Below are 24,915 nucleotides of genomic sequence, written 5' to 3' on the forward strand. Positions count from 1 at the left end.
TCTTCTGCCTGCCGAAACAGGCTTCGATATCGTCTTGCGAGTGCCCACACAGATTGTCTGATAAATTGTTAAAGAGCGTTCGTTACCCGTTTGCCTTGCGGCGAATCTTACGGTAACGCGGGAGGCAGATAATACGCTTTCCCGCTGAAGAGTCAAGAGTTTATTTGGTTTCTTTCGAAGTCAAACTCAATCATTTCTCTTCCTGACCCGGCGAAGTGTGTTTCGTTGTTCCCGGTCAGTGGAGGCGCATTATAGGGAGTTCCTGACAGCCTGCAACCCCTAATTTCAAAAAACTTTTCAACCGTGTTTTTTTTCAGCAAAAATGGGGAAAAAGGCCAGAATTTAAACAATTATTAAGCTAAACATTAACTACCCAAGTTAAACAGTAGAGTAAAATAGAAGTATAAGAAGATAGATAGGACAAAACACCATGCAACTAAATACCCAACAGCAGGCCGCCCAGCGTAATCTTTCGTATCTGTTGGCCGAAAAAATTGGCCAGCGCATTCTTGCGGGGGAATATGAAGCCGGCAGTATATTGCCTGGCGAGATAGAGTTGGGAGAGCAATTTGGTGTCAGCCGTACCGCAGTACGTGAGGCGGTAAAGATGCTCGCCGCAAAAGGCATGTTATTACCGCGTCCGCGTATCGGCACCCGAGTGATGCCGCAAACCAATTGGAACTTCCTTGACCAAGAGTTGCTGACCTGGTGGATGACCAGAGAGAACTTCGATCAAGTGATGCAGCACTTCCTTATATTAAGGAGATCACTCGAGCCTCAAGCCTGTTCTCTGGCGGCTATCAATGCCAGCGGAAAACAAAAAGCCCTGTTAGCATCGTTAATGACAGAAATGTGCGAGCTGCATGCCTATTTTAATCGCGAACGATGGATTCAAGTGGATGCCCAATTTCATCAATTGATCTATGAGGCCAGTGGTAATCCATTTTTAACGTCTTTCGCTAATTTGTTCAGTTCGGTTTATCACAGTTACTTTCGTTCTATTACCGGCGATGAGGTGATTAAGCTGCAACACCATCAAAATATTGTTGATACCATTCTGGCTGGCGATAGCCAAGGTGCGTTGCTAGCTTGTCAGGTGTTATTAAAAGAGAAAGACTAACGGTCAGATGTTCTTTATATCTATATATAGATAGAGAGGGTACTCACGCCCACCCAATATAATCAGGACGGACAATGATAAAATCTGCGCGCAGCATGGCGGGTCTCCCTTGGATAGCCGCCATGGCTTTCTTTATGCAGGCTTTGGATGCCACCATACTGAATACGGCACTCCCTTCAATCGCTGAAAGCCTTAATCGCTCACCTCTAACCATGCAATCAGCTATTATCAGCTATACCCTCACAGTGGCGATGTTGATTCCGGTGAGTGGTTGGTTGGCAGATCGTTTCGGCACTCGGCGCATTTTCATTTTGGCTGTTTCATTATTTACACTAGGGTCATTACTGTGTGCGCTTTCAGGTTCTCTACCATTTTTGGTGGCATCCCGAGTTATTCAAGGGGTGGGTGGTGCCATGATGATGCCCGTCGCCAGGCTAGCACTTATCCGGGCTTATCCACGCAGTGAGTTATTGCCAGTATTAAATTTCGTCACCATCCCCGGATTAATCGGCCCTGTCATGGGACCATTATTAGGGGGGTTATTGGTCACCTACGCCACATGGCACTGGATTTTTATCCTTAATATTCCCATCGGCTTACTGGGTATCTTTTATGCCCGTAAATATATGCCCGACTTCACCATGCCGAAACGCGCTTTTGATATTATCGGTTTCCTGTTATTCGGTAGCAGCTTGGTTATGATATCCGTGAGCCTGGAAATAATGGGCCGCCCAGATATTGCCAGCTACCTGCCAGCTGCTGTGCTATTGGGCGGTTTATTAATGCTGCTCTTCTATATATTCCACGCCAAAGGCCATCCTAACCCACTAATTGGTTTACCGCTGTTTAAAACCCGAACCTTTTCCGTCGGCATTGCGGGTAACGTAGCTTCACGTTTAGGCACTGGCTGCGTTCCTTTCCTGATGCCACTCATGTTACAAGTCGGGTTTGGTTATTCCGCTATTATTGCTGGTTGCATGATGGCCCCCACCGCCATTGGTTCGATGATGGCAAAATCAGCGGTAACTCAAGTTTTGCGCTCACTGGGTTATCGCACGGTGTTGGTGGGCATTACGGCTATTATTGGTGTACTGATCGCCTTGTTTGCTTTTCAAGCACCGGGGATGTCACCTTGGTTGATGATATTGCCACTGTTTATATTGGGTATGGCGATGTCGACACAATTTACAGCAATGAACACCATTACTCTGGCTGATTTAACCGATAACAATGCCAGCTCAGGTAACAGTGTTTTAGCAGTGACCCAGCAACTGGCGATTAGCTTTGGTGTTGCCATCAGCGCTGTGGTTTTGCGGTTTTACGATGGGTTGTCGTTTGGGAATAATATTGACCACTTCCACTACACCTTTATTACGATGGGTGCCGTGACATTGCTGTCATCCGTGGTGTTCTTATTACTCAAACCTAGAGATGGCGATAACTTGATTCAGGGCCGTAATGTGAAAAAGGTTACGCAGCCCGCAGAGAGTGAAGTTTAACGAGTAGCGACCGACCCGCGCTCGATTAGCTCGGGAGTGAGAATCAGAACTTGTGGTTCCGCTTCCGGGTTATTTAGCCGATGAATAAGAGTATCAATAGCCAACTCACCGAGATCATCTTTGGGCTGATGAATGGTCGTCAACGGCGGCGTCATATATTGTGCAATTTCGATATCATCATAACCAATGACTGCCATGTCCTGCGGAATCGATAACCCAGCCTGATGTAAGGCCTGATAAACCCCAACCGCCATCGCATCATTACTGGTAAAGACCGCTTCAGGGGGCTGCGGCAATGCCAGTAGCTGCTTCATGGCAACCAAGCCGCCCCCAAATTCAAAATCACTGGCCACTTCATAATCAGGGAGCACCGGTAGGCCCGCGCGATCCATTGCCTGGCGGAATCCTTGCAAACGTTCTTTAGCCGGTGTTTTATCTTGTGGGCCAGCAATACAGGCGATACGAGTATATCCTCTGGCAATCAGGTACGAGGTTGCCATTTCCCCGCCTAATAAAGAGTTATCCTGGATGACATCATTCACCCCTTCAAAAGGGGCCCAGTCCATCATAATGATCGGTAGAGAAGGGTAGCAGCGCAGAATATCCTGTGACGGGCGATGACTTTCGGTACACATCAGTAGCAAACCATCGACACGTTTTTGCATGAGAGTTTCAATACTACGACTCATGCGATCGATGTCACCTTCGGTATTACACAAAATCAAACTGTAACCGCGCTCATAGCAACTGCGCTCCACACCACGAACCACTTCAGCGTAAAACGGGTTGCTACTGGCAGTGACTAACATGCCGATAGTCCGGGTTTCATTGAGTTTTAAACTACGCGCTAACGCAGATGGGGCATAGTTAAGTTGCTTGATGGCAGCGAGCACTTTGTCGCGAATAGGATCGCTAACAAAACGATTTTTATTAATAACATGCGAGACAGTAGAGGTTGATACGCCCGCTAAGCGGGCGACATCTTTCATGGTGGCCAAAGTTATACCCGATCTTGTAAGAAACTATCGATCTCGGCCCGCCAAGGAATGGAAGGTTGTGCGCCAGGGCGAGTCACTGCAATCGCAGCCGCAGCATGAGCAAAACGGACGGCTGAATCCATTGATTGGCCTTCCAGTAAAGCAGTCAATAATGCGCCATTGAATGTATCACCGGCGGCAATGGTATCTACTGCATTAACTTTAAAGCCAGCGACTAATTTGCCCAGGCCTTGCTCACTAAGCCACACTCCACGGCTACCCAAAGTAATAATCACAGTGGCGATACCTTTATCATGCAAAATTTGCGCGGCTTTCGCTGCGTCATCATCCTGCTCAATATGAATGCCCGTTAAGCGCTCAGCTTCTGTTTCATTTGGAGTAATCATATCCACCAGCGATAACAGCTCATCTGGCAGTTCGCGTGCAGGGGCTGGATTCAGGATAACCTGAGTTTGATGCTGTTTTGCCAATTTAGCGGCGGCGATAACCGTCTCAAGTGGAGATTCCAGTTGCATCAATAATGCATCTGAATCAATAACTTGCTGTTGATAACAGCCAAGATACTCCGGTGTGACTGCCGAGTTTGCCCCAGCATGAATACCAATGACGTTCTCGCCTTCACCATTAACAAAAATCAGCGCTACCCCTGTCGTGGTGCCTGCTACCGCCTCAATAGGTGCGGTATCAATATTGTCACTGGCTAATTGCAGACGTACCCGGTCACCAATATCATCTTCACCCACACAGGCAATAAACGCGATATTCGCCCCACTACGGCCAGCAGCAACGGCCTGATTAGCTCCTTTGCCACCGAAAGCAACTTTATACTGCTTCCCGATCACCGTTTCACCTGGACGCGGAAACTGCTCAATATTCAGAATATGGTCGGCATTGATGCTGCCCAAGACCACCAGTTTACCTGTTTCCATCGTATTTATTCCTTTGTAAATGACGCCGCTGCCGGTACGTTTTGTTTTCCGTTTTAAGGCAGCGGCGTTATATGCCATGCTTTTCGATATTATTAGTGAATGACGATATTATTTAGTCACTAACTTCAAATCTACTGGGATAACGGCCTGGACTTTCTCGCCTTTCAATACTTTATCCGCAGTTTGTACACCAATGACACCAATCTGGTCTGGGCGTTGAGCAATAGTTGCGCCCATTTTGCCACTTTCGACAGCTTTAATACCATCGTCAGTGCCATCAAAACCAACCACTAACACATCAGTTTTGCCCGCAGTCTGCAAGGCGCGTAAAGCACCCAGCGCCATTTCGTCATTCTGAGCAAACACAGCCTGAACATCTGGATGAGCTGTCAGCAAGTTCTGCATAACGTTCAAACCTTTAGTCCGATCAAAATCTGCTGGCTGACTAGCTAACAACTGGAATTTGTTTTTTTCCATTGATTGTTTGAAGCCTTCGCCGCGCTCACGAGCAGCAGATGCACCAGCTATCCCTTCCAACTGAATGACTTTGGCATCACTACCGACTTTCTTAGCAATGTAATCACCCGCCATTTTGCCACCGAAACGGTTGTCAGAGGCTACGTGGCTCACCACCGTGCCTGCATTAGCCAGACGGTCGAGAGTAATGACGGGAATGTTTGCCTGATTGGCCATTTTAACCGCGTTGCCCACGGCATCTGAATCAGTTGGGTTGATCAATAGCAATTTGGTGCCGCGCACAGTTAAATCCTGCACGTTAGCTAATTCTTTAGCTGGGTTGTTTTGGGAATCCAAAATCACCAGGTTGTAGCCCAGTTTATCCGCTTCTTTTTGTGCACCGTCTTTCATTGAAACAAAGAACGGGTTATTCAGCGTGGAAACAACCAACGCAATCGTGTCTTTTGCCAACGCGTTAGCACTGACGGTAGCGCTCAATGCAACAACAGAGATCAAAGTAGCCAGTTTCTTCATTTTCATGGTCGCAATTCCTGTAGGGAGAGAGGTTATTTGCTGCTTTTATTGTCTACCAACACCGCAAGCAGGATAACCACTGCTTTGACGATCATTTGGTAGTAAGAGGAGACACCCAATAAATTCAAACCGTTATTTAAAAATCCGAGGATTAATGCGCCGATCAGGGTGCCAACAATCCGCCCTTTACCCCCAGCAAGACTGGTACCACCCAAAACTACGGCTGCTATAGCATCCAGTTCATAACCGGTACCGGCAGTAGGTTGTGCTGATGATAAGCGGGCAACTTCGATAATCCCTGCCAATGCCGCTAACAACCCACAGAGTGAATAAACAATAATTTTAACTTTATCAACACTGATACCAGAGAGGCGTGTTGCGGACTCATTGCCCCCCAGCGCATAAATATAACGACCCAGACGCGTGTGGTGTAGCATGTACCATGCGGCAATAAAGACAATCGCCATCAGCCAGATAGGCGTTGGGATACCCAATGGACGACCAATACCGAACCAACCAAAGGTATCTGCTACATCAGTAAAACCGGTGTTTATCGGGCTACCATTGGTATAAACCATGGTGACACCACGCAGTAACAGCATCATGACCAGGGTAGCAATAAAGGCCTGCACTTTGCCTTTAGCCACAATCACCCCAGTGATGCCGCCGACAAACGCCCCCAATGCCAGCGCGGCCCCCACGGCAACCAGCGCATTAACTTCCAACCCGACAATGGAGGCCGCAACAGCGCCGGTCAGCGCCAATAATGACCCCACTGACAGGTCAATCCCTGAAGTTAGGATAACCAGTGTCATCCCGACGGCCATAATGGCGTTGACGGAAGTCTGCTGGAGAATGTTAAACATGTTATTCAGAGTAAAGAAGTTCGGGCTTAGTGACGAAACCACAGCAATCAGCACCAGCAGCGCAATCAGTGATTTTTGTTCTAATAACCATTCTTTACTGAACCAGCGCTTGGTATTAATCGTTTGGGAACTCATATCTGATTACTCCTGCTCTGCACACTTTCACTTACCAATAAATCGCGCTTGCCGACGGCAGCGGCCATCAACACTTCCTGGGTAGCCTGTTCAATAGAGAACTCACCGCTTAGTTGGCCTTCATGCATCACAATGATACGGTCACTCATGCCCAGCACTTCCGGCATTTCCGAGGAGACCAATATGATGCTCAGCCCTTCTTGTTTGAATTGATTGATTAACTGGTAGATCTCTTTTTTGGCCCCGACGTCCACACCACGAGTCGGTTCATCAAGGATCAACACTTTTGGTCGGGTCATCAAACCGCGAGCGATAGCCACTTTTTGCTGATTACCACCAGATAACAGACCAATCGGCTGTTCCATGGAAGGCGTTTTAATGTTAAATAAACGAATGAAATCCGCCACCGCCTGCTGTTCATCAGCATGTTTGAGCGAACCGCCTGAACGGCTGAAATAACGCAATGCAGTCAAAGACATATTCTCTTTAACTGACATTCCGAGTACTAAACCATCCCGTTTACGGTCTTCAGAAATATAAACAATGCCATTGGCTAAACCGTCCTGCGGTGAATGAGTCACGACTTCACGGCCATCCAACATCACAAAGCCCGATTTACGCGGCAGCGCACCATAGATGATTTTCATCAGCTCAGTGCGGCCAGCGCCCATCAGGCCAGCCACTCCCAAGATCTCGCCACTGTAGAGTGTGAAATTGACATTCTCGACGCCAGGGCCGCATAGCTGTTTGACCTGTAAACGTTTTTCGCCGCGCGGTAAATTCAGACGCGGGTATTGCTCTTCCAATTTACGGCCAACCATCATTTCAATCAGAGAGTTTTCAGTGAGTGTATTAACCGGTTTTTCGGCGATAAACTGCCCATCACGAAATACGGTGACGTCATCGCAAATCTCAAAGATTTCTTTAAGACGGTGGGAAATATAAACAATGCCACGACCTTCCGCTTTCAACTCTTTAATGACATTAAATAAAGAGGCTGTTTCGGTATCAGTCAGAGCATCAGTAGGCTCATCCATAATGATGACTTTGGATTCAAAGCTCAGCACTTTGGCGATTTCCACCATTTGCTGATCACCAATCGAAAGCTCGCCCACCAGCCGATGGCTGCTGTAGCTGATATTAAGGCGCGCCAACAGTAAATCAGCTTCGGCATACATTTTTTTCCAATCAATGCCGCCAAAGCGATTAACAAACTCGCGCCCTAAAAAGATATTTTCTGCGATGGTTAACTGTGGAATCAGGTTAAGTTCCTGATGAATAATGCCGATACCCGCTTCCTGCGACTCTTTCGGGCCATTAAACACCACTTCTTTACCCAAAAAGTGCTGGCTGCCGGCATCCTTATTGTAGATGCCGGTCAGCACTTTCATCATGGTCGATTTTCCGGCCCCATTTTCGCCTACCAGTGCCATCACCCTGCCAGGATAGACACTTAGCGCAGCACCTGAGAGTGCTTTGACGCCGGGAAAGGCTTTATCAATCCCTTTCAGTTGCAGCAAAGGTTGCATAAACGCCTCAGAAAGTTACGCCGGAGCAGAGAATGATGTTAGCAAAGGGGGAACATTCCCCGCTACGAATCACTGCCCGGCTTTGTTTGGTCTGCTCTTTAAAAGCCTCATGGCTGATATAGTGCAAAGCAATTTGGTTTCCCTGGTGTTGCTCAAGTTGTGATAGTTGTGCGAGTAACGTTTCATGGAGTTGCGGGTTATTTTTAACAATCTCCTGCGCCAGGTAAGCACTCTCAACCTGCATTTCTTGCGTTACCACCTCAAAAACCTGAAGGAATCCAGGGACGCCTTGAGTCAGTGCCAAATCGATACGCGTGGTGGTTGCCGGTATTGGCAGCCCCGCATCACCTATCACAATCTGATCGGTATGGCCCAAGCGAGAGATAACAGCGGAAATATCAGAATTTAGTAATGCACCTTTTTTCATTTTCTACTCCAACAGCGAAACGTTTCGCTGATACTGAGTTTAGAAAAATGGCAGCAGAAGGCAAACCCAATTTGGTGAAATTGTGATCGCCATCGAAACGTTTCGCTGAACAAATGAAAAATGGAATGATGAATGTAAAAAAGGTGAGGTTAAAGTGCCCGTAACGGTGAAAACAGGCGGATCGTAAAGACGCCACACTTCTTTTGTTAAAACAAGCTTCCCTGGGAGCTCGACTCGCGCCGTCCCTGGCGCGTACGCTTTACTCTTCTACCTGCCTTCACCTTGCAAGATCGAATCCTTAGGGTTTGTCAGCGATCTGAGGCCGTTATGTTTAACGGCCTTCTAAGTTAAATCTCTACCTGCGTCCCTAGCTCAATGACCCTATTCGGTGGGATCTCAAACTGATCGGCTGCGCGCAGCGCATTACGACTAAGGGCCACAAACAACTTGCCGCGCAAGAACAAATACCACGGCCGCTTGGTCAGGATAAGTGACTCGTGGGACATAAAGAATGACGTTTCCATCATCTGGCAAGGTAACCCCTCCAAACCACAGCGATGGAAAATCTCTTCCACATTCGGGGTTTCGCGCCAACCGTAACTCGCCACAACCCGCCAGAATGTCAGAGATAGCTGCTCGATAGTCACTCGATTAACATTATGGACATAAGGCGCATCTTCAGTTCGCAGTGTCAGTAGAACAACCCGATCATGTAACACTTTGTTATGTTTAAGGTTATGTAGTAATGCAAACGGGATGACATTCATCGCCCGAGACATATACACCGCCGTGCCAGGAACACGTACCGGAGGCGATTTCTCCAATGAGGCAATCATCGCCTCCAGAGAGTTACCGTGTTCGTGCATACGGCGCAGCAAGCTGAAACGCTCACTCTTCCAAGTGGTCATGATGATAAACATCACCAGGCCCAATGACAGTGGTAACCAACCGCCGGAGAACAATTTCAATGCGTTAGCAGAGAACATCGGCACATCAATAACCAATAATGCCACCAGCAAGAAGTAGACAAAGAAGCGATTCCAGTGCCAGTTTTTCAGTGCCACGGTGCAGAACAGAACACTGGTAATAACCATCGTGCCCGTTACCGCGATGCCATAAGCCGCTGCCAAATTACTGGAACGTTCGAAGCCGACAATCACCAATACCACCGCCAGATACAGTGTCCAGTTAATCACCGGGATATATATCTGGCCTGACTCCATTTCCGAGGTATGAATAATACGCATCGGCGGCAAATAGCCTAAACGGACGGCTTGCCGGGTCAAGGAGAATACACCGGAGATAACAGCCTGTGAGGCAATTACCGTCGCCAACGTTGCCAGTATTAACAGTGGAATCAATGCCCAGTCAGGGGCGAGTAGGAAGAAGGGGTTTTTGATAGCTTCTGGGTTTTTCAATAATAACGCGCCCTGGCCAAAATAATTCAGCACCAATGACGGTAAAACCACAGTAAACCACGCCAATCGAATAGGAAATTTACCAAAGTGCCCCATATCTGCATATAAGGCCTCCACCCCTGTAATTGCCAACACCACCGCACCAAGGGCAAAGAAAGAAACAGACTTATATTCAGTAAAGAAGCTGATTGCCCATTTAGGATTCAGTGCAGCCAATACTTCTGGATTGGCGATAATGCTGCGCAACCCCAGCAGCGCCAGTGTCAGGAACCAAACCAGCATCACCGGGGCAAATAATTTACCCACGCTACCGGTACCGTGTTTTTGAATAACAAACAGCAGAGTTAAAACAGCAATCGAGCAAGGGACAATATAAGGATCAAGTGCAGGTGCGGCAATTTCCAGCCCTTCGATAGCCGACATAACGGATATGGCTGGAGTGATAACCACCTCGCCATAAAAGAAGCTACCGCCAATTAAGCCGAGAATAACCAAAATTGAAGTGGCTCTGGAAGAGGTATTACGCCCAGCCAAAGACATTAACGTTAAAATCCCCCCTTCACCGGCGTTATCCGCGCGCATGACATAGGTCAGATATTTAACCGAGACAATCAGAATTAACATCCAGAAGATCAGTGATAAAAAACCAAATACCACATCAGGACGGACATCAAAACCATAATGACCAGAAAAACACTCTCTCAGGGTATAGAGTGGGCTGGTACCAATATCACCATAAACGACCCCTATTGCAGCCAGGGTTACCGCCGATAAAGATTGTTTTTTATGTTCTGTGCTCATAATTGATTTCTTTTTGCTAGAACATCCATAAGCCGATGCGTGCACTTAGTCATCGCTACTGCCTGTTATGTATTCTTATACGCCTGCCAAAAGGCGCACAGTATGCACCATTTCAATAGATTGCCTACTCTTAAATCAAACAACAAAAAGTACGAAAATAGATCGACTACAAATAGCTGATGATATAAAAATATTACTAATCAATGAGCTATCCTATTAAGAAAAAAATGCTATACCACTAAGAAAAAGAGGATCTATTCCCCCTGATCAGGTAAAAATCAATCAACTAACGGAATATATAGAGCAATTATGGCGCAATCATCACAATTAGCAGAAAGAATCTCCCGCTTGAGCAGTGCCCTTGAAAGTGGTCTGTATGAAAGACAGGAAGCTATCCGCTTGTGTTTGCTGGCCGCACTGAGTGGCGAAAGCGTATTCCTGCTCGGCCCACCGGGGATTGCTAAAAGTCTGATTGCTCGACGCCTAAAATTTGCTTTTAGAAATGCCCGGGCATTTGAATATCTGATGACCCGTTTTTCGACACCGGAAGAAGTATTTGGCCCACTCTCGATTCAAGCTCTGAAAGAAGAGGGGCGCTATCAGCGCATGACTGGTGGTTATTTACCCGAAGCTGAAATCGTATTTCTGGATGAAATTTGGAAAGCTGGTCCAGCCATTCTGAATACTTTGCTGACCGCTATTAATGAACGACGCTTTCGTAATGGTGATCGGGAAGACAGTATCCCAATGCGTTTGTTGGTGACGGCCTCTAACGAATTACCCGATGCAGATAGCAGCCTGGAAGCGCTTTATGACCGAATGCTGATCCGCCTATGGCTGGATCGCGTGCAAGAAAAGCAGAACTTCCGCTCATTACTACTCAGCCGACAAAATGAAAATCATAATCCGGTAGCTGAAAATCTCAGTATCAGCGATGAAGAGTTTTATCAGTGGCAACCCTTAATAGACAAAATAGCCCTACCGGATAACTGTTTTGAGCTTATTTTTCAGCTACGTCAGCAGCTCAGCGCACAAGAGCAAGCGCCGTATGTCTCTGACCGACGGTGGAAAAAGGCTCTGCGTTTGCTGCAAGCTAGCGCCTTCTTCAGCGGACGAAATGAAATAACGCCAATAGACTTAATTTTGCTGAAAGATTGCTTATGGCATGATTTAAGTTCGCTTAAATTGCTACAGCAACAGCTTGAACAGTTGCTAACTGAACAGGGGTATCAGCAACAAAGCCTATTAATGAAGCTCCAGCATATCAATGCTCAATGGTTGAAACACCAACAGCAGCAAAGTGACCATCAAGCACTGACGGTAACCAAACAAAGCGGTATGTTCAGCCGTAAACCGCAATATTCTCTGCCAGACCATCTTACTGATAGCACCCTGACACTGTTCTTGCAAAAACCACTCAGTTTACATGACATTCAGGTCAATCACCTGCAAATAGAGAAAGAGGCGCTGGCTCAATGGTTAAATAAAGGTGGGGTTTTACGCGCCAAATTAAATGGTGTCGGTTATGCCCAATCTATTGATGCTGAAGTTGATGATCAACTGCATATCACGGTGCTGGATGTCAGTCGCCAATCATCAATACTGTCGCAACCCGGAGCTTCCACTGCCAGTGTGCCCCCCGAGCTGCTGGTGGAGTTGGCGGAATTGGAAAATAGCCTGGCAGAGCAACGGCGGCTATTCAGTCAACATCAACCTTGCTTGTTTACGCCGTCCTCTTGGTTAGCAAAAATAGAAGCCAGCTTATTGAATGTGGCTGAGCAAGTGAAACAGCTACAACAAAAACTACGCGGTCATTGATCTATGCTCAGCCTGGCAACATTGGATTTGCTGCTATCGATAAGTGAAAGTGAGCTTATCGAAGAGATGGTGGTGGGGTTACTGGCCTCACCGCAGTTAGCCATATTCTTTGAAAAATTTCCGCGCATTAAACGGGCACTAATGAAGGATATCCCCGGCTGGAAGCAAAACTTACAACAGCGAATTCGGGAGGCAAAAGTCCCCGCTGGTCTGGCAAACGAGTTTGCTTTATACCAACAGAGTCAATTGGAAGATAGCCCGCTATTTTATGCCCATCTCCCGCAGATTGTGGTGCAACTGCAACAATGGCATTCCCCTTTCGCCACACAAGCTAAAACATTGCTGCACACCGCTGATTTAGATACAAATCCCCAAACCGGTGATAGTTTTCAAACTCTCTTCTTACAGCGCTGGCGTGTCAGCCTAACCTTACAAACCATCACCATCCATCATCAACTACTGGAACAAGAGCGAGAGCAACTTTTAGCTGAGTTACAACAGCGGCTTGCGCTCAGTGGTGCTTTGGAACCCATTCTTGCAACTAATGATGGAGCGGCAGGGCGGCTTTGGGATATGAGCCAGGGGCATTTGCAACGTGGTGATTATCAGTTATTGCTGCAATATGGCGATTTTCTGCAACAGCAGCCGGAATTACAGCAACTTGCAGAGCAATTGGGGCGCAGTCGATCCGCCAAAGCGCAACCTACCCCTGATGCCCGCTTTGAACCTTATACCGTGATGGTTCGCCAACCTGATACCGTGCCAGAAGAGGTCAGTGGCATTCACCAGAGCAATGATATTCTACGATTATTGCCGACCGAGTTGGTCATGCTAGGAATGAGTGAGCTGGAGTTTGAGTTTTATCGCCGCTTACTGGAGCGACGTTTACTCACCTATCGCTTACAAGGTGATAATTGGCAGGAAAAAACCTTACAGCGCCCTATCAGCCTTAAAAGTCATGACGAACAACCTCGCGGCCCCTTTATTGTCTGTGTCGATACATCGGGTTCGATGGGTGGCTTCAATGAACAATGTGCCAAAGCTTTCTGTCTGGCCCTGCTACGTATTGCGCTGGAGGATAATCGCCGCTGTTACATCATGCTGTTCGCGACAGAAATCATTCACTACGAGCTATCATCAGCCAGTGGTATTGAGCAGGCGATACGCTTTCTCAGCCAACATTTTCGTGGCGGCACCGATTTGGCGGCCTGCTTAGCCAGCACTCTAAGCAAAATGGAAGAACGAGATTGGTATGATGCCGATGCCGTGATTATTTCAGATTTCATTGCCCAGCGCTTACCCGAGGAATTGATCCGAAAAATTAAAATCCAGCAGCAAGCTCATCAACACCGGTTCCATGCCGTGGCGATGTCGGCCTATGGCAAGCCCGGTATCATGCGGATTTTTGATCATATCTGGCGCTTTGATACCGGGTTAAAAAGCCGTTTAATGCGCCGCTGGAAGCGCTAAGAAACTATTCTCGCTAAGAGACTATTCTAGTTCAGTAACCCAGCCCCGACGTTAATTGATAATCCCAAGATCGTCATATTGAAAATAAAGGATAATACTGACTGCAAGAGCACCACTCGACGGATATCTGACGTGCCAGTCGAGACATCAGCGGTTTGGGAAGCGACCCCTATAGTGAATGAAAAATAAAGAAAATCCCAATAAGTAGGCTCAGTAACCTCTTTAGGGAAAATTAACGGGAGAACAGCGTCTGACTCATCGCGGGATAAATAAAATAAATGGGCATAATGCATAGTAAAAGCGGTTGGCAATAATAACCACGAGACCAATAAAGTCATTCCTGTGAGGACTAAATGGAATGCTTTGGCAGAACCCGATAACTGATTCGCCGTGCTTAACTCAAACAGAATAACCAGAATACTCGCCAAACACGCCATGCTAACAATACTTAGCACCATACTGGCACTTTCATCCTGCACACGAGCTATTAATCTGATTTTTTTCGGATCATTGCGCAATAATTGCAGCCATAAAAAGAACAAATAGAGCCATGCAAATATATTCCAACTCACCATCAAGCGCAGTAATACAGTGAAATGTGATGGCAACAGGAAGTAAGTGATTATTCCAGCACCAACAGATAATAGCAGCCTTGGACGCGCATGTGAGTAATGTTTAAGAGGGTGAAATCGGGCCATAACGTCAACAACCTTATAGGTGAAATACCTCAGTATTATGCCACCTACAGCATAGATGAAAGAACCCGCTTATGTTTATGATGTTAAAAACCCGCTATAGCTGCATAAGCCATAACGGGTTTAAATAATTCAGAGATGATCTGCTGGGAATTATAGCAAGCCTTCTACCTTCTCGCTGACTTCTGCCCCCCACACACCACATTGCACCTGACCAATATGCTGTAGTTGCAGCAATAACATCACTAAACGGGACTGACCAATACCCCCACCGATTGTCTGCGGCATTTCACCTTTCAGCAGCGATTGATGCCATTCCAGTTTCAGACGATCTTCATCTGATGTCAGCGCTAATTGGCGTTTCAGTGCTTCTGCATCGACGCGAATACCCATGGATGAAATTTCAAAAGCATCTTCCAGCACGGGGTTCCAGACAATAATGTCACCGTTTAGCCCAGCAAAACCTTCTGCACTCGGAGAGGTCCAGTCATCATAATCCGGGGCACGAACATCATGAGATTTACCGTCAGCTAATTTGCCGCCAATCCCAATCAAGAAAACAGCACCCAGCTCTTTAGCAATGGCGCGTTCGCGACCTTTCGCATCCAGATCAGGGAATTTAGCGCGCAGGCTTTCACTGTGGATAAAATGAATCTGTTCTGGCAAGAAAGGTTTTATATCAAATTCTGCACTGATCGCTGCTTCGGTTTCTTTAATAGCCGCGTAGATTTTGTTAACCGTGGATTTCAGATAAGCCAGGTTGCGCTCGCCATCACCCATGACGCGCTCCCAATCCCACTGATCGACATACACGGAATGAATGGCGCTCAAGCGATCTTCATCAGGACGCAATGCTTTCATATGGGTGTAAATTCCTTGGTCAGCACCAAAATCAAAGCGACCTAAGGTTTTACGCTTCCATTTAGCTAATGAATGAACAACTTCAAAAGTTGCGTCTGGCAAGCTTTTTACTTTTACCTGAACGGCTTTCTCTGAACCAGACAGGTTATCTTGGGTACCGTCACCCACACGGCTCAGGATGGGTGCCTGCACCTCAATTAGGCCCAATTGCTGCTCTAGTTGACGGGAAAAGAAGGATTTTACAAAACTGATCTGTTGTTGTTTTTGGATAAATTGCTTTTTCATTGTCATTTTCTCAATTCGTTGCTGTCGATTATGCAAATTGTCTGTTGTGCCGTTTGGCTTGTCATCGATTAAGCAACAGAATGAGGGTTAAATTCAATATCCAATAAACAATATTGCCTTTTCACTTTTAATCATTCATTTTTATGTGTCTATAATTAGATAATCGATAAAAAAAGGGGGTTAATATGAGTGAAATTTATCAAATCGATAATCTCGATCGTGGCATCCTGAACGCATTAATGGAAAATGCGCGTACACCTTATGCGGAATTAGCCAAAAATTTTGGTGTTAGCCCAGGAACCATTCATGTCCGAGTTGAGAAAATGCGTCAGGCAGGGATTATCACCGCAGCTTGTGTTCACGTTAATCCAAAACAGCTGGGTTATGACGTGTGCTGCTTCATTGGCATCATTTTGAAAAGTGCCAAAGATTACCCCTCTGCGTTAAAAAAACTGGAAAGTTTAGAAGAAGTTGTCGAGGCTTATTACACCACAGGCCATTACAGCATCTTTATTAAGGTCATGTGTAAATCGATAGATGCACTACAACAGGTACTTATCAACAAGATCCAAACCATTGATGAGATCCAGTCAACCGAGACTCTTATTTCCCTGCAAAACCCCATCATGCGTACCATCGTGCCCTGAGCACTAAATAACTATACCCACATTATCCACAGGTAGATCCCAGCTGATTCACAGCGTACAATACCGGTTCATTACTTCGGTTGGGTTCTTTATGGCTGACATTACCTTGATCAGTGGCAGTACGCTTGGCAGTGCTGAATACGTTGCTGAACATTTAGCTGAGAAATTAGAAGAGGCGGGTTTCACGACAGAAACTCTGCATGGTCCGGAATTAGACGAGCTGGCCCTGGATGGTATGTGGCTAATTATCACTTCCACTCATGGTGCAGGTGATCTACCAGACAATCTTCAACCCTTATTAGAACAAATCGAGCAGCAGAAACCGGATCTCTCACAGGTTCGCTTTGGTGCTGTTGGTTTGGGCAGTTCAGAATATGACACTTTCTGTGGTGCGGTCAGAAAATTAGATCAGCAACTGATCATCCAGGGAGCCATGCGTGTAGGTGATATTTTAGAAATTGATGTCATCAAACATGAAATTCCTGAGGACCCGGCAGAGATTTGGGTTAAAAACTGGATTAATTTACTCTAATTTGCTTAAAGATCACGCGAACGAATGTGGATAAGTAAGCTTGAAAGCAGGGTATAAGCAGTACATATCCACATAACAACCTTAGTGACTTAAAGTGCCTGTGCATAACATGCCATTTAGATCCCAGCTTATACGCAATAGGATCACCGATCATTCACAGCAAACGATCCTCCTTAATTACATGATCTTAAATGTGAATAATCACTTATCCACAGAGGATCATGATCCTAATAAGAGATCTAATAAAGAGATCTTTAAATAAAAAGATCTTCTTTTAATTAAGAGCGATCCTAAGCTGCTTGGTCGATCGTCTAAACTTGAGTAGAATCCCCCACCCCAGGGCAAACACAGAAATTCGCATAACGGCGAGGTGCAGTACCATGTTTTATCCAGATCAATTTGACGTCATCATCATTGGTGGTGGCCATGCCGGCACGGAAGCTGCAATGGCAGCGGCACGCATGGGACGTCAGACCTTATTGCTGACGCACAATATCGACACGTTGGGACAAATGTCTTGTAACCCAGCGATTGGCGGTATTGGTAAGGGGCATTTGGTAAAAGAGATCGATGCTCTGGGCGGGTTAATGGCAATGGCAACTGACCAGGCCGGTATTCAGTTTAGGATACTAAACGCCAGCAAAGGGCCAGCGGTAAGAGCAACCCGAGCCCAAGCCGACCGTGTTCTGTATCGCCAAGCGGTACGTACCGCATTGGAAAACCAGCCTAACTTGATGATTTTCCAGCAGCCAGTAGAAGATCTGATTGTTGAAAACGATCGTGTGGTCGGTGCTGTGACCAAAATGGGGTTAAAATTCCGCGCTAAAGCTGTGGTTTTAACCGTCGGCACTTTCCTCGATGGCAAAATTCATATTGGCCTTGAGAACTACAGCGGCGGCCGTGCAGGTGATCCGCCATCCATATCGTTGTCACAACGCCTGCGTGAATTACCGCTACGAGTAAATCGCCTTAAAACCGGTACTCCGCCACGTATTGATGCTCGAACTATTGATTTTAGCCAATTAGCCCCGCAACTGGGCGATACACCTATTCCGGTCTTTTCATTCCTGGGGAATGCCAGCCAGCATCCAGAGCAAATGGCATGTCATATCACCTACACCAATGAAAAAACCCACGAAGTGATCCGTAATAACCTGGATCGCAGCCCAATGTATGCGGGGATCATTGAAGGGATCGGGCCACGTTATTGCCCATCGATCGAAGACAAAGTCATGCGCTTTGCTGATCGTAATTCACATCAGATCTTCCTTGAACCTGAAGGTCTGACCAGTAATGAGATCTACCCAAACGGTATTTCTACCAGCTTGCCTTTTGATGTTCAGATGCAGATAGTCCGCTCGATGAAAGGGCTGGAAAATGCACGCATCGTTCGTCCTGGTTATGCCATTGAATATGATTTCTTTGATCCTCGTGATTTGAAACCGACTCTGGAAAGTAAATATATCCAGGGCTTGTTCTTTGCCGGGCAAATCAATGGGACTACGGGCTATGAAGAAGCTGCGGCTCAAGGGCTGCTTGCAGGCCTCAATGCTGGCCGTTTCGCCAACGATGAAGATGGATGGTCACCTCGCCGCGATGAAGCTTACCTTGGCGTGCTGGTGGACGATTTAAGCACCCTCGGCACCAAAGAGCCGTACCGTATGTTTACCTCACGAGCGGAATATCGGTTGATGCTGCGTGAAGACAATGCGGATCTGCGTTTGACTGAAATGGGCCGTAAGTTAGGGCTGGTCGATGATGCTCGTTGGGCTCACTTTAGCCAAAAAATTGAGCAAATTGAAAAAGAACGCCAGCGCCTACGTGATATCTGGGTTCATCCTCATTCTGAGAACGTAGCTGAAATCAATGCGGTGCTGAAAGCTCCATTGTCTAAAGAAGCCAATGGAGAAGAATTACTGCGTCGCCCTGAAATCGACTATCGTTTGTTAACAACGTTGCCTTCATTTGGCCCAGCATTAACCGATCCCCAAGCAGCAGATCAGGTTGAGATTCAGGTTAAATATGAAGGTTATATTGCCCGTCAGCAGGAAGAGATCGAAAAACAGTTACGGAATGAGAATACCTTATTGCCCGCTGATCTCGATTATCGCCAAGTGTCTGGTTTGTCGAATGAAGTTATTGCTAAATTGAATGATCATAAACCTAACTCGATCGGGCAAGCTTCACGTATTTCAGGCATTACACCTGCGGCAATTTCCATCTTGTTGGTTTGGCTGAAAAAACAAGGTTTGTTGCGCCGTAGCGCATAACCATCAAACATTTGCCGGGCTGCAAGAATAAGCAGCCCGGTCATTCAGCCACAACCAACTATTCAAACCACCGCTAAGCTAGATTATCATTCCACATATTGGCTTATTACACGCTGACAGAGTTTTTTCAGTCAGAGGATACTGTTGTGTTAAAAAAATTAGATTCCCTGCTGAATGCAGCAGGTATTGAGTTACCCGATCAGCAAAAACACCAATTGATAGGCTATGTGGAACTGCTTGATAAGTGGAACAAAGCTTATAATCTGACTTCCGTGCGTGACCCAATGCAAATGCTGGTGCGGCATATTCTGGATAGCATAGTCGTTAACCCACACTTGCAAGGCAGCCGTTTTATTGATGTCGGCACGGGGCCAGGGCTTCCAGGGATACCGTTGGCCATCGTGCGGCCCGATGCACACTTCGTCTTGCTTGATAGCTTGGGTAAGCGTGTTCGCTTTTTACGGCAGGTACAGCATGAGTTAGGGTTAAGCAATATCGAACCGGTACAAAGCCGTGTTGAGGACTTTGCCGCAAAACCGCCATTTGATGGTGTAATAAGCCGTGCATTTGCATCCTTACAAGATATGCTGTCTTGGTGTCATCATTTGCCCGCTAAGCCTGAAGGGCGCTTTTATGCGCTTAAAGGGGTAAGGCCGGATGATGAATTAGCAACATTGCCTGAAGGGATAGTTGTTGAGTCGGTTGTTCGACTGCAGGTACCAGAGTTGGACGGTGAACGTCATTTGGTTATTCTTAAGTCAAACTAACTTTGTTATTTATCAAAAAAATGTAATAAATCCTTAGAGTAAGTAAGGTGAATTGTCTGCGATAGCACTTTTAATATTGGCTATTATTTAGCCGCTGACTATAGTTCGGAAAGATTATATTTAACGCCTTGTTTACAATATCAGCAGCAATGAACGACATAATCATATTGAAGATGTTCAAATAGTCACTCTGGTCATTATTTTATCGGAGATATCATTCTTTTTATGTGTCCGAAGTGTTGCTGGATTATTATCTGAAATGTCAACGGTAAGTTTTTACTAAGTAGATAAGTTGTTTGATAATAGTTTAAATTTAACATTATGATTTATAAAAGTTTTTAATGGCTCTTTTCGTTAAAGACAAAGCAGGCTGTTATGGGCTATAAATCGTTTTGTTTTAAGTTTTGTGATCAGTTGCACGCTTTATTGATAATAATTGGAATCGTCAGACAATTGAATTTGGCCTATATTCCGAGAGCAATCTGCTGAAAAGAGCCAGAAAGTAAAAAAATTGAATAATTGTTCACCTTTTCGTTACTTATCGATTGAATTCGTTTGAGTGGCCCGTATAATTTGCTCGTTTTTTGCTGCTTGACTCAATGGGGTAAAAGGCAGTTCTATACCTCACTTAATATGCCTTTAGTGTGGTTCGGAGAGAACAAACGTCATGTCTGTATCCCTTTACAGTGGGAAAATTGCACGAAAGTTACTGTTGTTGCAGTTAATGACTTTTGTTGTTCTCAGTGCTGTTTTTGGTTTTAGAAGCCTGGAATGGAGTGCTTCTGCTTTGGCAGGAGGATTGGCAGCCTGGTTACCCAGTGCCATATTTATGTTGTTTGCTTGCCGCCATCAGGCAAAAACAGCTGCTCCGGGTCGTGTTGCGTGGTCATTTGCTATTGGCGAAGGGTTAAAAGTTATCATGACGATAATTTTGCTGATTGTGGCATTAGGGCTGTTTAAAGCAGCATTTACGCCACTCGGTTTAACCTATTTAGCGGTGCTGATTGTGCAGATATTGGCACCGGCCGTGATAAGCGGCTACCGTACTTAACAGTTATCGTATTTAACGGTCACCGTATTTAACTACAAAAAGGGTAAGAGGCATCATGTCTGCATCAGGAGAAATCTCTACTCCAAGGGACTACATAGGTCACCATCTGAATAACCTTCAGTTGGACCTGCGTACCTTTGAGTTGGTCAATCCCCACTCACCTGGCCCTGCGACGTTCTGGACGTTGAACATTGACTCTTTGTTCTTCTCTGTCGTGCTGGGGTTAGCTTTTCTGTTTGTTTTCCGCAAAGTTGCGGCAGGTGCCACCAGTGGCGTACCTGGCAAATTGCAGACGGCTGTTGAGTTAATTATCGGTTTTGTCGATAACAGCGTACGGGATATGTACCACGGCAAAAGTAAAGTCATCGCACCATTAGCCCTGACCGTGTTTGTTTGGGTTTTATTGATGAACATGATGGACTTACTACCAATCGATTTACTGCCTTACATTGGTGAACATGTCTTTGGGTTACCTGCGCTGCGTGTAGTACCTACCGCAGACGTGAGTATTACCTTGTCCATGGCATTGGGTGTCTTCATCCTGATCCTGTTCTATAGCATTAAAATGAAAGGTGTAGGCGGCTTCGTAAAAGAATTAACGATGCAGCCGTTCAATCACCCGATATTCATTCCAGTTAACTTAATTCTGGAAGGTGTCAGCCTGCTGTCCAAACCGGTTTCACTCGGTCTGCGACTGTTCGGCAACATGTATGCGGGTGAGTTGATCTTCATCCTGATTGCTGGCCTGTTGCCGTGGTGGTCACAGTGGATGCTCAGTTTACCTTGGGCTATCTTCCACATACTGATTATTACGTTACAAGCCTTTATCTTCATGGTTCTGACGATTGTCTATCTGTCGATGGCGTCCGAAGAGCACTGATTTTCTTATAACACTACTGCGTTTTAACTGAAATAAACTGGAGACTGTCATGGAAAACCTGAATATGGATCTGCTGTACATGGCTGCCGCTATAATGATGGGTTTAGCGGCAATCGGTGCTGCGATCGGTATCGGCATCCTGGGTGGTAAATTTTTGGAAGGCGCTGCACGTCAGCCTGACCTGATTCCTCTGCTGCGTACACAGTTCTTTATCGTCATGGGCCTGGTTGACGCCATCCCTATGATCGCTGTTGGTCTGGGTCTGTACGTGATGTTTGCTGTCGCGTAAGTAGAGTTTTCTCTACTGTGAACTACACCAAACTATTAACTTTTAAAGAGGCATTGTGCTGTGAATCTTAACGCAACAATCCTCGGCCAGGCCATCGCGTTTGTCCTGTTTGTCCTGTTCTGTATGAAGTATATATGGCCGCCGATTATGGCTGCCATCGAGAAGCGTCAAAAAGAAATTGCTGACGGTCTCTCTTCTGCAGAGCGTGCCAAAAAAGATTTGGACTTAGCGCAAGCCAATGCGACCGACCAACTGAAGAAGGCCAAAGCAGAAGCACAGGTGATTATTGAGCAGGCAAGTAAACGCAAAGCTCAGATCCTTGATGAAGCTAAAGCAGAAGCTGAACAGGAACGTAACAAAATCGTGGCGCAAGCGCAGGCAGAGATCGACGCCGAACGTAAGCGTGCTCGTGAAGAGTTGCGTAAGCAAGTCGCGATGTTGGCTATAGCTGGCGCCGAGAAGATCATCGAACGTTCCGTGGATGAAGCTGCTAACAGCGACATCGTTGATAAACTGGTCGCTGAACTGTAAGGAGGGAGGGGCTGATGTCTGAATTTGTAACTGTAGCTCGCCCCTACGCCAAAGCAGCTTTTGACTTTGCTGTTGAGCACCAGGCGGTTGATCGTTGGCAAGATATGCTGGCGTTTACTGCCCAAGTGACTCGCAATGAACAGATCGCTGAATTGCTTTCCGGTGCTGTAGCGCCAGAAACAATGTCTAAGACGTTTATTGCAGTCTGTGGTGATCAGCTCGATGAACCCGCACAGAACTTCATTCGAGTTATGGCGGAGAATGGCCGTTTACTGGTTCTTCCTGAGGTATTACTGCAGTTTATTCAACTGCGTGCCTCGCTGGAGTCGACCGTCGACGTTGAAGTGAGCTCTGCGAGCCCATTGAACGACGAACAGCTGGCTAAAATTGCCGCTGCGATGGAAAAACGTCTATCACGCAAAGTTAAGCTGAATTGCAAAATCGATAAGTCCGTAATGGCCGGCGTAGTAATACGTGCAGGCGATATGGTGATAGATGGCAGCGTTCGCGGTCGTCTAGAACGCCTGGCGGACGTCTTGCAGTCTTAAGGGGACTGGAGCATATGCAACTGAATTCCACCGAAATCAGCGAACTGATCAAGCAGCGCATTGCTCAGTTCAATGTAGTGAGCGAAGCTCACAATGAAGGTACTATTGTTTCCGTTAGTGACGGGATCATTCGTGTACACGGTCTGGCTGATGTAATGCAAGGCGAGATGATCGCACTGCCTGGCAACCGTTACGCAATCGCACTGAACCTGGAGCGCGACTCCGTAGGTGCTGTAGTTATGGGTCCGTACGCCGATCTTGCTGAAGGCATGAAGGTTAAATGTACTGGCCGTATCCTGGAAGTTCCAGTCGGTCGTGGCCTGTTGGGCCGCGTCGTCAATACTCTGGGTGAACCTGTTGATGGTAAAGGTCCGGTAGAAAACGACGGCTTCTCAGCTGTTGAAGCTATCGCTCCTGGCGTTATCGAACGTCAATCCGTTGATGAACCTGTTCAGACTGGCTATAAGTCAGTCGATGCCATGATTCCAATCGGTCGTGGTCAGCGTGAATTGATCATCGGCGACCGTCAGACAGGTAAAACTGCTCTGGCGATTGATGCGATCATCAACCAGCGCGATTCAGGCATTAAATGTGTGTATGTTGCTATCGGCCAGAAAGCCTCTACTGTTGCAAACGTAGTGCGTAAACTGGAAGAACATGGCGCGTTGGCTAACACCATTGTGGTGGTAGCTACAGCATCAGAATCTGCGGCATTACAATACCTGGCACCTTACTCCGGTTGTGCCATGGGTGAATATTTCCGCGACCGCGGTGAAGATGCTCTGATTATTTATGATGACCTGTCTAAACAGGCTGTTGCATATCGTCAAATCTCCTTGCTGCTCCGTCGTCCACCAGGTCGTGAAGCTTATCCTGGCGACGTATTCTACCTCCACTCCCGTTTGCTGGAGCGTGCTGCGCGTGTTAACGCCGATTACGTTGAAGCCTTTACCAAGGGTGAAGTGAAAGGTAAAACCGGTTCTTTGACCGCATTGCCAATCATTGAAACCCAAGCAGGGGACGTTTCCGCATTCGTTCCGACCAACGTAATTTCTATTACTGATGGTCAGATCTTCCTGGAATCCAGCCTGTTTAACGCCGGTATTCGTCCTGCGGTTAACCCAGGTATCTCCGTATCCCGTGTGGGTGGTGCAGCGCAGACCAAGATCATGAAAAAACTGTCCGGTGGTATCCGTACCGCTCTGGCACAGTATCGTGAACTTGCGGCGTTCTCCCAGTTCGCATCCGATTTGGATGATGCAACACGTAAACAGCTGAGCCACGGTCAGAAAGTGACCGAGCTTCTGAAACAGAAACAATACGCACCGATGTCAGTTGCGCAGCAGTCTCTGGTTCTGTTCGCAGCTGAACGTGGTTATCTGGGTGATATCGAGTTGGCGAAGGTAGGTAGCTTTGAAGCTGCGCTGTTGGCGTTTGCTGACCGTGAGCATGCCGAGCTTCTGCAACAAATCAACCAAACTGGCGCGTATAACGATGAGATCGAGGCCAAGCTGAAAGGCATCCTTGATACATTTAAGGCAACCCAGTCCTGGTAACGC

The 24,915-nt window shown here is 46.6% G+C and carries 23 protein-coding genes; 14 read left to right on the forward strand and 9 right to left on the reverse strand.

What is annotated here, in order from left to right; translation table 11 throughout:
- The first annotated feature begins 430 nt into the window (after positions 1–430).
- Both QSV56_RS14990 and mdtD read left to right on the forward strand, forming a co-directional pair.
- Positions 431–1,120, forward strand: a complete 690-nt coding sequence (locus QSV56_RS14990; protein WP_046695621.1) for a FadR/GntR family transcriptional regulator — start codon at positions 431–433, stop codon at positions 1,118–1,120.
- Between the two features lie 74 nt (positions 1,121–1,194).
- On the forward strand, positions 1,195–2,619 hold the full coding sequence (gene mdtD, locus QSV56_RS14995; protein ID WP_046049935.1) for a multidrug transporter subunit MdtD: 1,425 nt from the start codon (positions 1,195–1,197) through the stop codon (positions 2,617–2,619).
- Here mdtD and rbsR read toward each other — a convergent pair.
- The 7 genes from rbsR to kup form a co-directional block, all read right to left on the reverse strand.
- Positions 2,616–3,617, reverse strand: a complete 1,002-nt coding sequence (gene rbsR / locus QSV56_RS15000; protein ID WP_019081488.1) for a ribose operon transcriptional repressor RbsR — start codon at positions 3,615–3,617, stop codon at positions 2,616–2,618. The genes mdtD and rbsR overlap by 4 nt on opposite strands.
- 2 nt (positions 3,618–3,619) lie before the next feature.
- Positions 3,620–4,546 (reverse strand): ribokinase, encoded by a 927-nt coding sequence (gene rbsK / locus QSV56_RS15005; protein WP_046695622.1) that lies wholly within the window; start codon positions 4,544–4,546, stop codon positions 3,620–3,622.
- Between the two features lie 108 nt (positions 4,547–4,654).
- Entirely contained in the window at positions 4,655–5,542 is an 888-nt protein-coding gene (rbsB, locus tag QSV56_RS15010; protein ID WP_005175185.1) for a ribose ABC transporter substrate-binding protein RbsB, read from the reverse strand.
- 26 nt (positions 5,543–5,568) lie between these two features.
- The gene (gene rbsC / locus QSV56_RS15015) at positions 5,569–6,537 is read right to left on the reverse strand and encodes a ribose ABC transporter permease (protein WP_005175184.1); all 969 of its coding nucleotides are present in this window, start codon (positions 6,535–6,537) and stop codon (positions 5,569–5,571) included.
- A complete protein-coding gene (gene rbsA / locus QSV56_RS15020) occupies positions 6,534–8,066 on the reverse strand; it encodes a ribose ABC transporter ATP-binding protein RbsA (protein WP_019081486.1) in 1,533 nt (510 codons plus the stop codon). The genes rbsC and rbsA overlap by 4 nt, the downstream gene beginning before the upstream one ends.
- Positions 8,067–8,073: 7 nt before the next feature.
- A complete protein-coding gene (rbsD, locus tag QSV56_RS15025) occupies positions 8,074–8,493 on the reverse strand; it encodes a D-ribose pyranase (RefSeq protein WP_005161210.1) in 420 nt (139 codons plus the stop codon).
- Positions 8,494–8,840: 347 nt separating this feature from the next.
- Entirely contained in the window at positions 8,841–10,712 is a 1,872-nt protein-coding gene (kup, locus tag QSV56_RS15030; RefSeq protein ID WP_301212959.1) for a low affinity potassium transporter Kup, read from the reverse strand.
- Positions 10,713–11,021: 309 nt separating this feature from the next.
- Between kup and ravA the strand changes: the two genes are divergently transcribed.
- On the forward strand, positions 11,022–12,530 hold the full coding sequence (ravA, locus tag QSV56_RS15035) for an ATPase RavA (protein ID WP_019081484.1): 1,509 nt from the start codon (positions 11,022–11,024) through the stop codon (positions 12,528–12,530).
- A gap of 3 nt (positions 12,531–12,533) precedes the next feature.
- Complete coding sequence (gene viaA / locus QSV56_RS15040) at positions 12,534–14,000, forward strand: ATPase RavA stimulator ViaA (RefSeq protein WP_046049931.1); 1,467 nt, start codon at positions 12,534–12,536, stop codon at positions 13,998–14,000.
- A gap of 26 nt (positions 14,001–14,026) precedes the next feature.
- Here the strand turns inward: viaA and QSV56_RS15045 are convergent, their stop codons facing one another.
- Both QSV56_RS15045 and asnA read right to left on the reverse strand, forming a co-directional pair.
- Entirely contained in the window at positions 14,027–14,698 is a 672-nt protein-coding gene (locus QSV56_RS15045; protein ID WP_019081482.1) for a DUF1345 domain-containing protein, read from the reverse strand.
- A 150-nt stretch (positions 14,699–14,848) separates the two neighbouring features.
- Positions 14,849–15,841 (reverse strand): aspartate--ammonia ligase, encoded by a 993-nt coding sequence (gene asnA, locus QSV56_RS15050; RefSeq protein ID WP_019081481.1) that lies wholly within the window; start codon positions 15,839–15,841, stop codon positions 14,849–14,851.
- A gap of 185 nt (positions 15,842–16,026) precedes the next feature.
- On the opposite strand from asnA, the gene asnC reads away from it, so the two are divergent.
- The 10 genes from asnC to atpA all read left to right on the forward strand — a co-directional run bounded on the left by asnC (position 16,027) and on the right by atpA (position 24,912).
- Positions 16,027–16,488 (forward strand): transcriptional regulator AsnC, encoded by a 462-nt coding sequence (asnC, locus tag QSV56_RS15055; protein ID WP_005161192.1) that lies wholly within the window; start codon positions 16,027–16,029, stop codon positions 16,486–16,488.
- Between the two features lie 91 nt (positions 16,489–16,579).
- The gene (mioC, locus tag QSV56_RS15060; protein WP_019081480.1) at positions 16,580–17,020 is read left to right on the forward strand and encodes an FMN-binding protein MioC; all 441 of its coding nucleotides are present in this window, start codon (positions 16,580–16,582) and stop codon (positions 17,018–17,020) included.
- 380 nt (positions 17,021–17,400) lie between these two features.
- Positions 17,401–19,290, forward strand: a complete 1,890-nt coding sequence (gene mnmG / locus QSV56_RS15065) for a tRNA uridine-5-carboxymethylaminomethyl(34) synthesis enzyme MnmG (RefSeq protein WP_011817477.1) — start codon at positions 17,401–17,403, stop codon at positions 19,288–19,290.
- 146 nt (positions 19,291–19,436) lie between these two features.
- On the forward strand, positions 19,437–20,057 hold the full coding sequence (rsmG, locus tag QSV56_RS15070; protein ID WP_019081478.1) for a 16S rRNA (guanine(527)-N(7))-methyltransferase RsmG: 621 nt from the start codon (positions 19,437–19,439) through the stop codon (positions 20,055–20,057).
- Positions 20,058–20,724: 667 nt separating this feature from the next.
- On the forward strand, positions 20,725–21,108 hold the full coding sequence (gene atpI / locus QSV56_RS15075) for a F0F1 ATP synthase subunit I (RefSeq protein WP_005161181.1): 384 nt from the start codon (positions 20,725–20,727) through the stop codon (positions 21,106–21,108).
- A gap of 55 nt (positions 21,109–21,163) precedes the next feature.
- Complete coding sequence (gene atpB, locus QSV56_RS15080; protein WP_005161179.1) at positions 21,164–21,988, forward strand: F0F1 ATP synthase subunit A; 825 nt, start codon at positions 21,164–21,166, stop codon at positions 21,986–21,988.
- 49 nt (positions 21,989–22,037) lie between these two features.
- Positions 22,038–22,277 carry a F0F1 ATP synthase subunit C gene (atpE, locus tag QSV56_RS15085; protein WP_004393045.1) on the forward strand — a complete coding sequence of 80 codons (240 nt, stop codon included), beginning with the start codon at positions 22,038–22,040 and terminating at the stop codon, positions 22,275–22,277.
- A 60-nt stretch (positions 22,278–22,337) separates the two neighbouring features.
- The gene (atpF, locus tag QSV56_RS15090; protein ID WP_004393038.1) at positions 22,338–22,808 is read left to right on the forward strand and encodes a F0F1 ATP synthase subunit B; all 471 of its coding nucleotides are present in this window, start codon (positions 22,338–22,340) and stop codon (positions 22,806–22,808) included.
- Positions 22,809–22,822: 14 nt separating this feature from the next.
- Positions 22,823–23,356 carry a F0F1 ATP synthase subunit delta gene (atpH, locus tag QSV56_RS15095; RefSeq protein WP_005175171.1) on the forward strand — a complete coding sequence of 178 codons (534 nt, stop codon included), beginning with the start codon at positions 22,823–22,825 and terminating at the stop codon, positions 23,354–23,356.
- 14 nt (positions 23,357–23,370) lie between these two features.
- The gene (gene atpA / locus QSV56_RS15100; RefSeq protein WP_005161175.1) at positions 23,371–24,912 is read left to right on the forward strand and encodes a F0F1 ATP synthase subunit alpha; all 1,542 of its coding nucleotides are present in this window, start codon (positions 23,371–23,373) and stop codon (positions 24,910–24,912) included.
- The last annotated feature ends 3 nt before the right edge of the window (positions 24,913–24,915 follow it).

This window comes from Yersinia sp. 22-579, assembly GCF_030433455.1.
Classification (GTDB): Bacteria; Pseudomonadota; Gammaproteobacteria; order Enterobacterales; family Enterobacteriaceae; genus Yersinia; species Yersinia enterocolitica.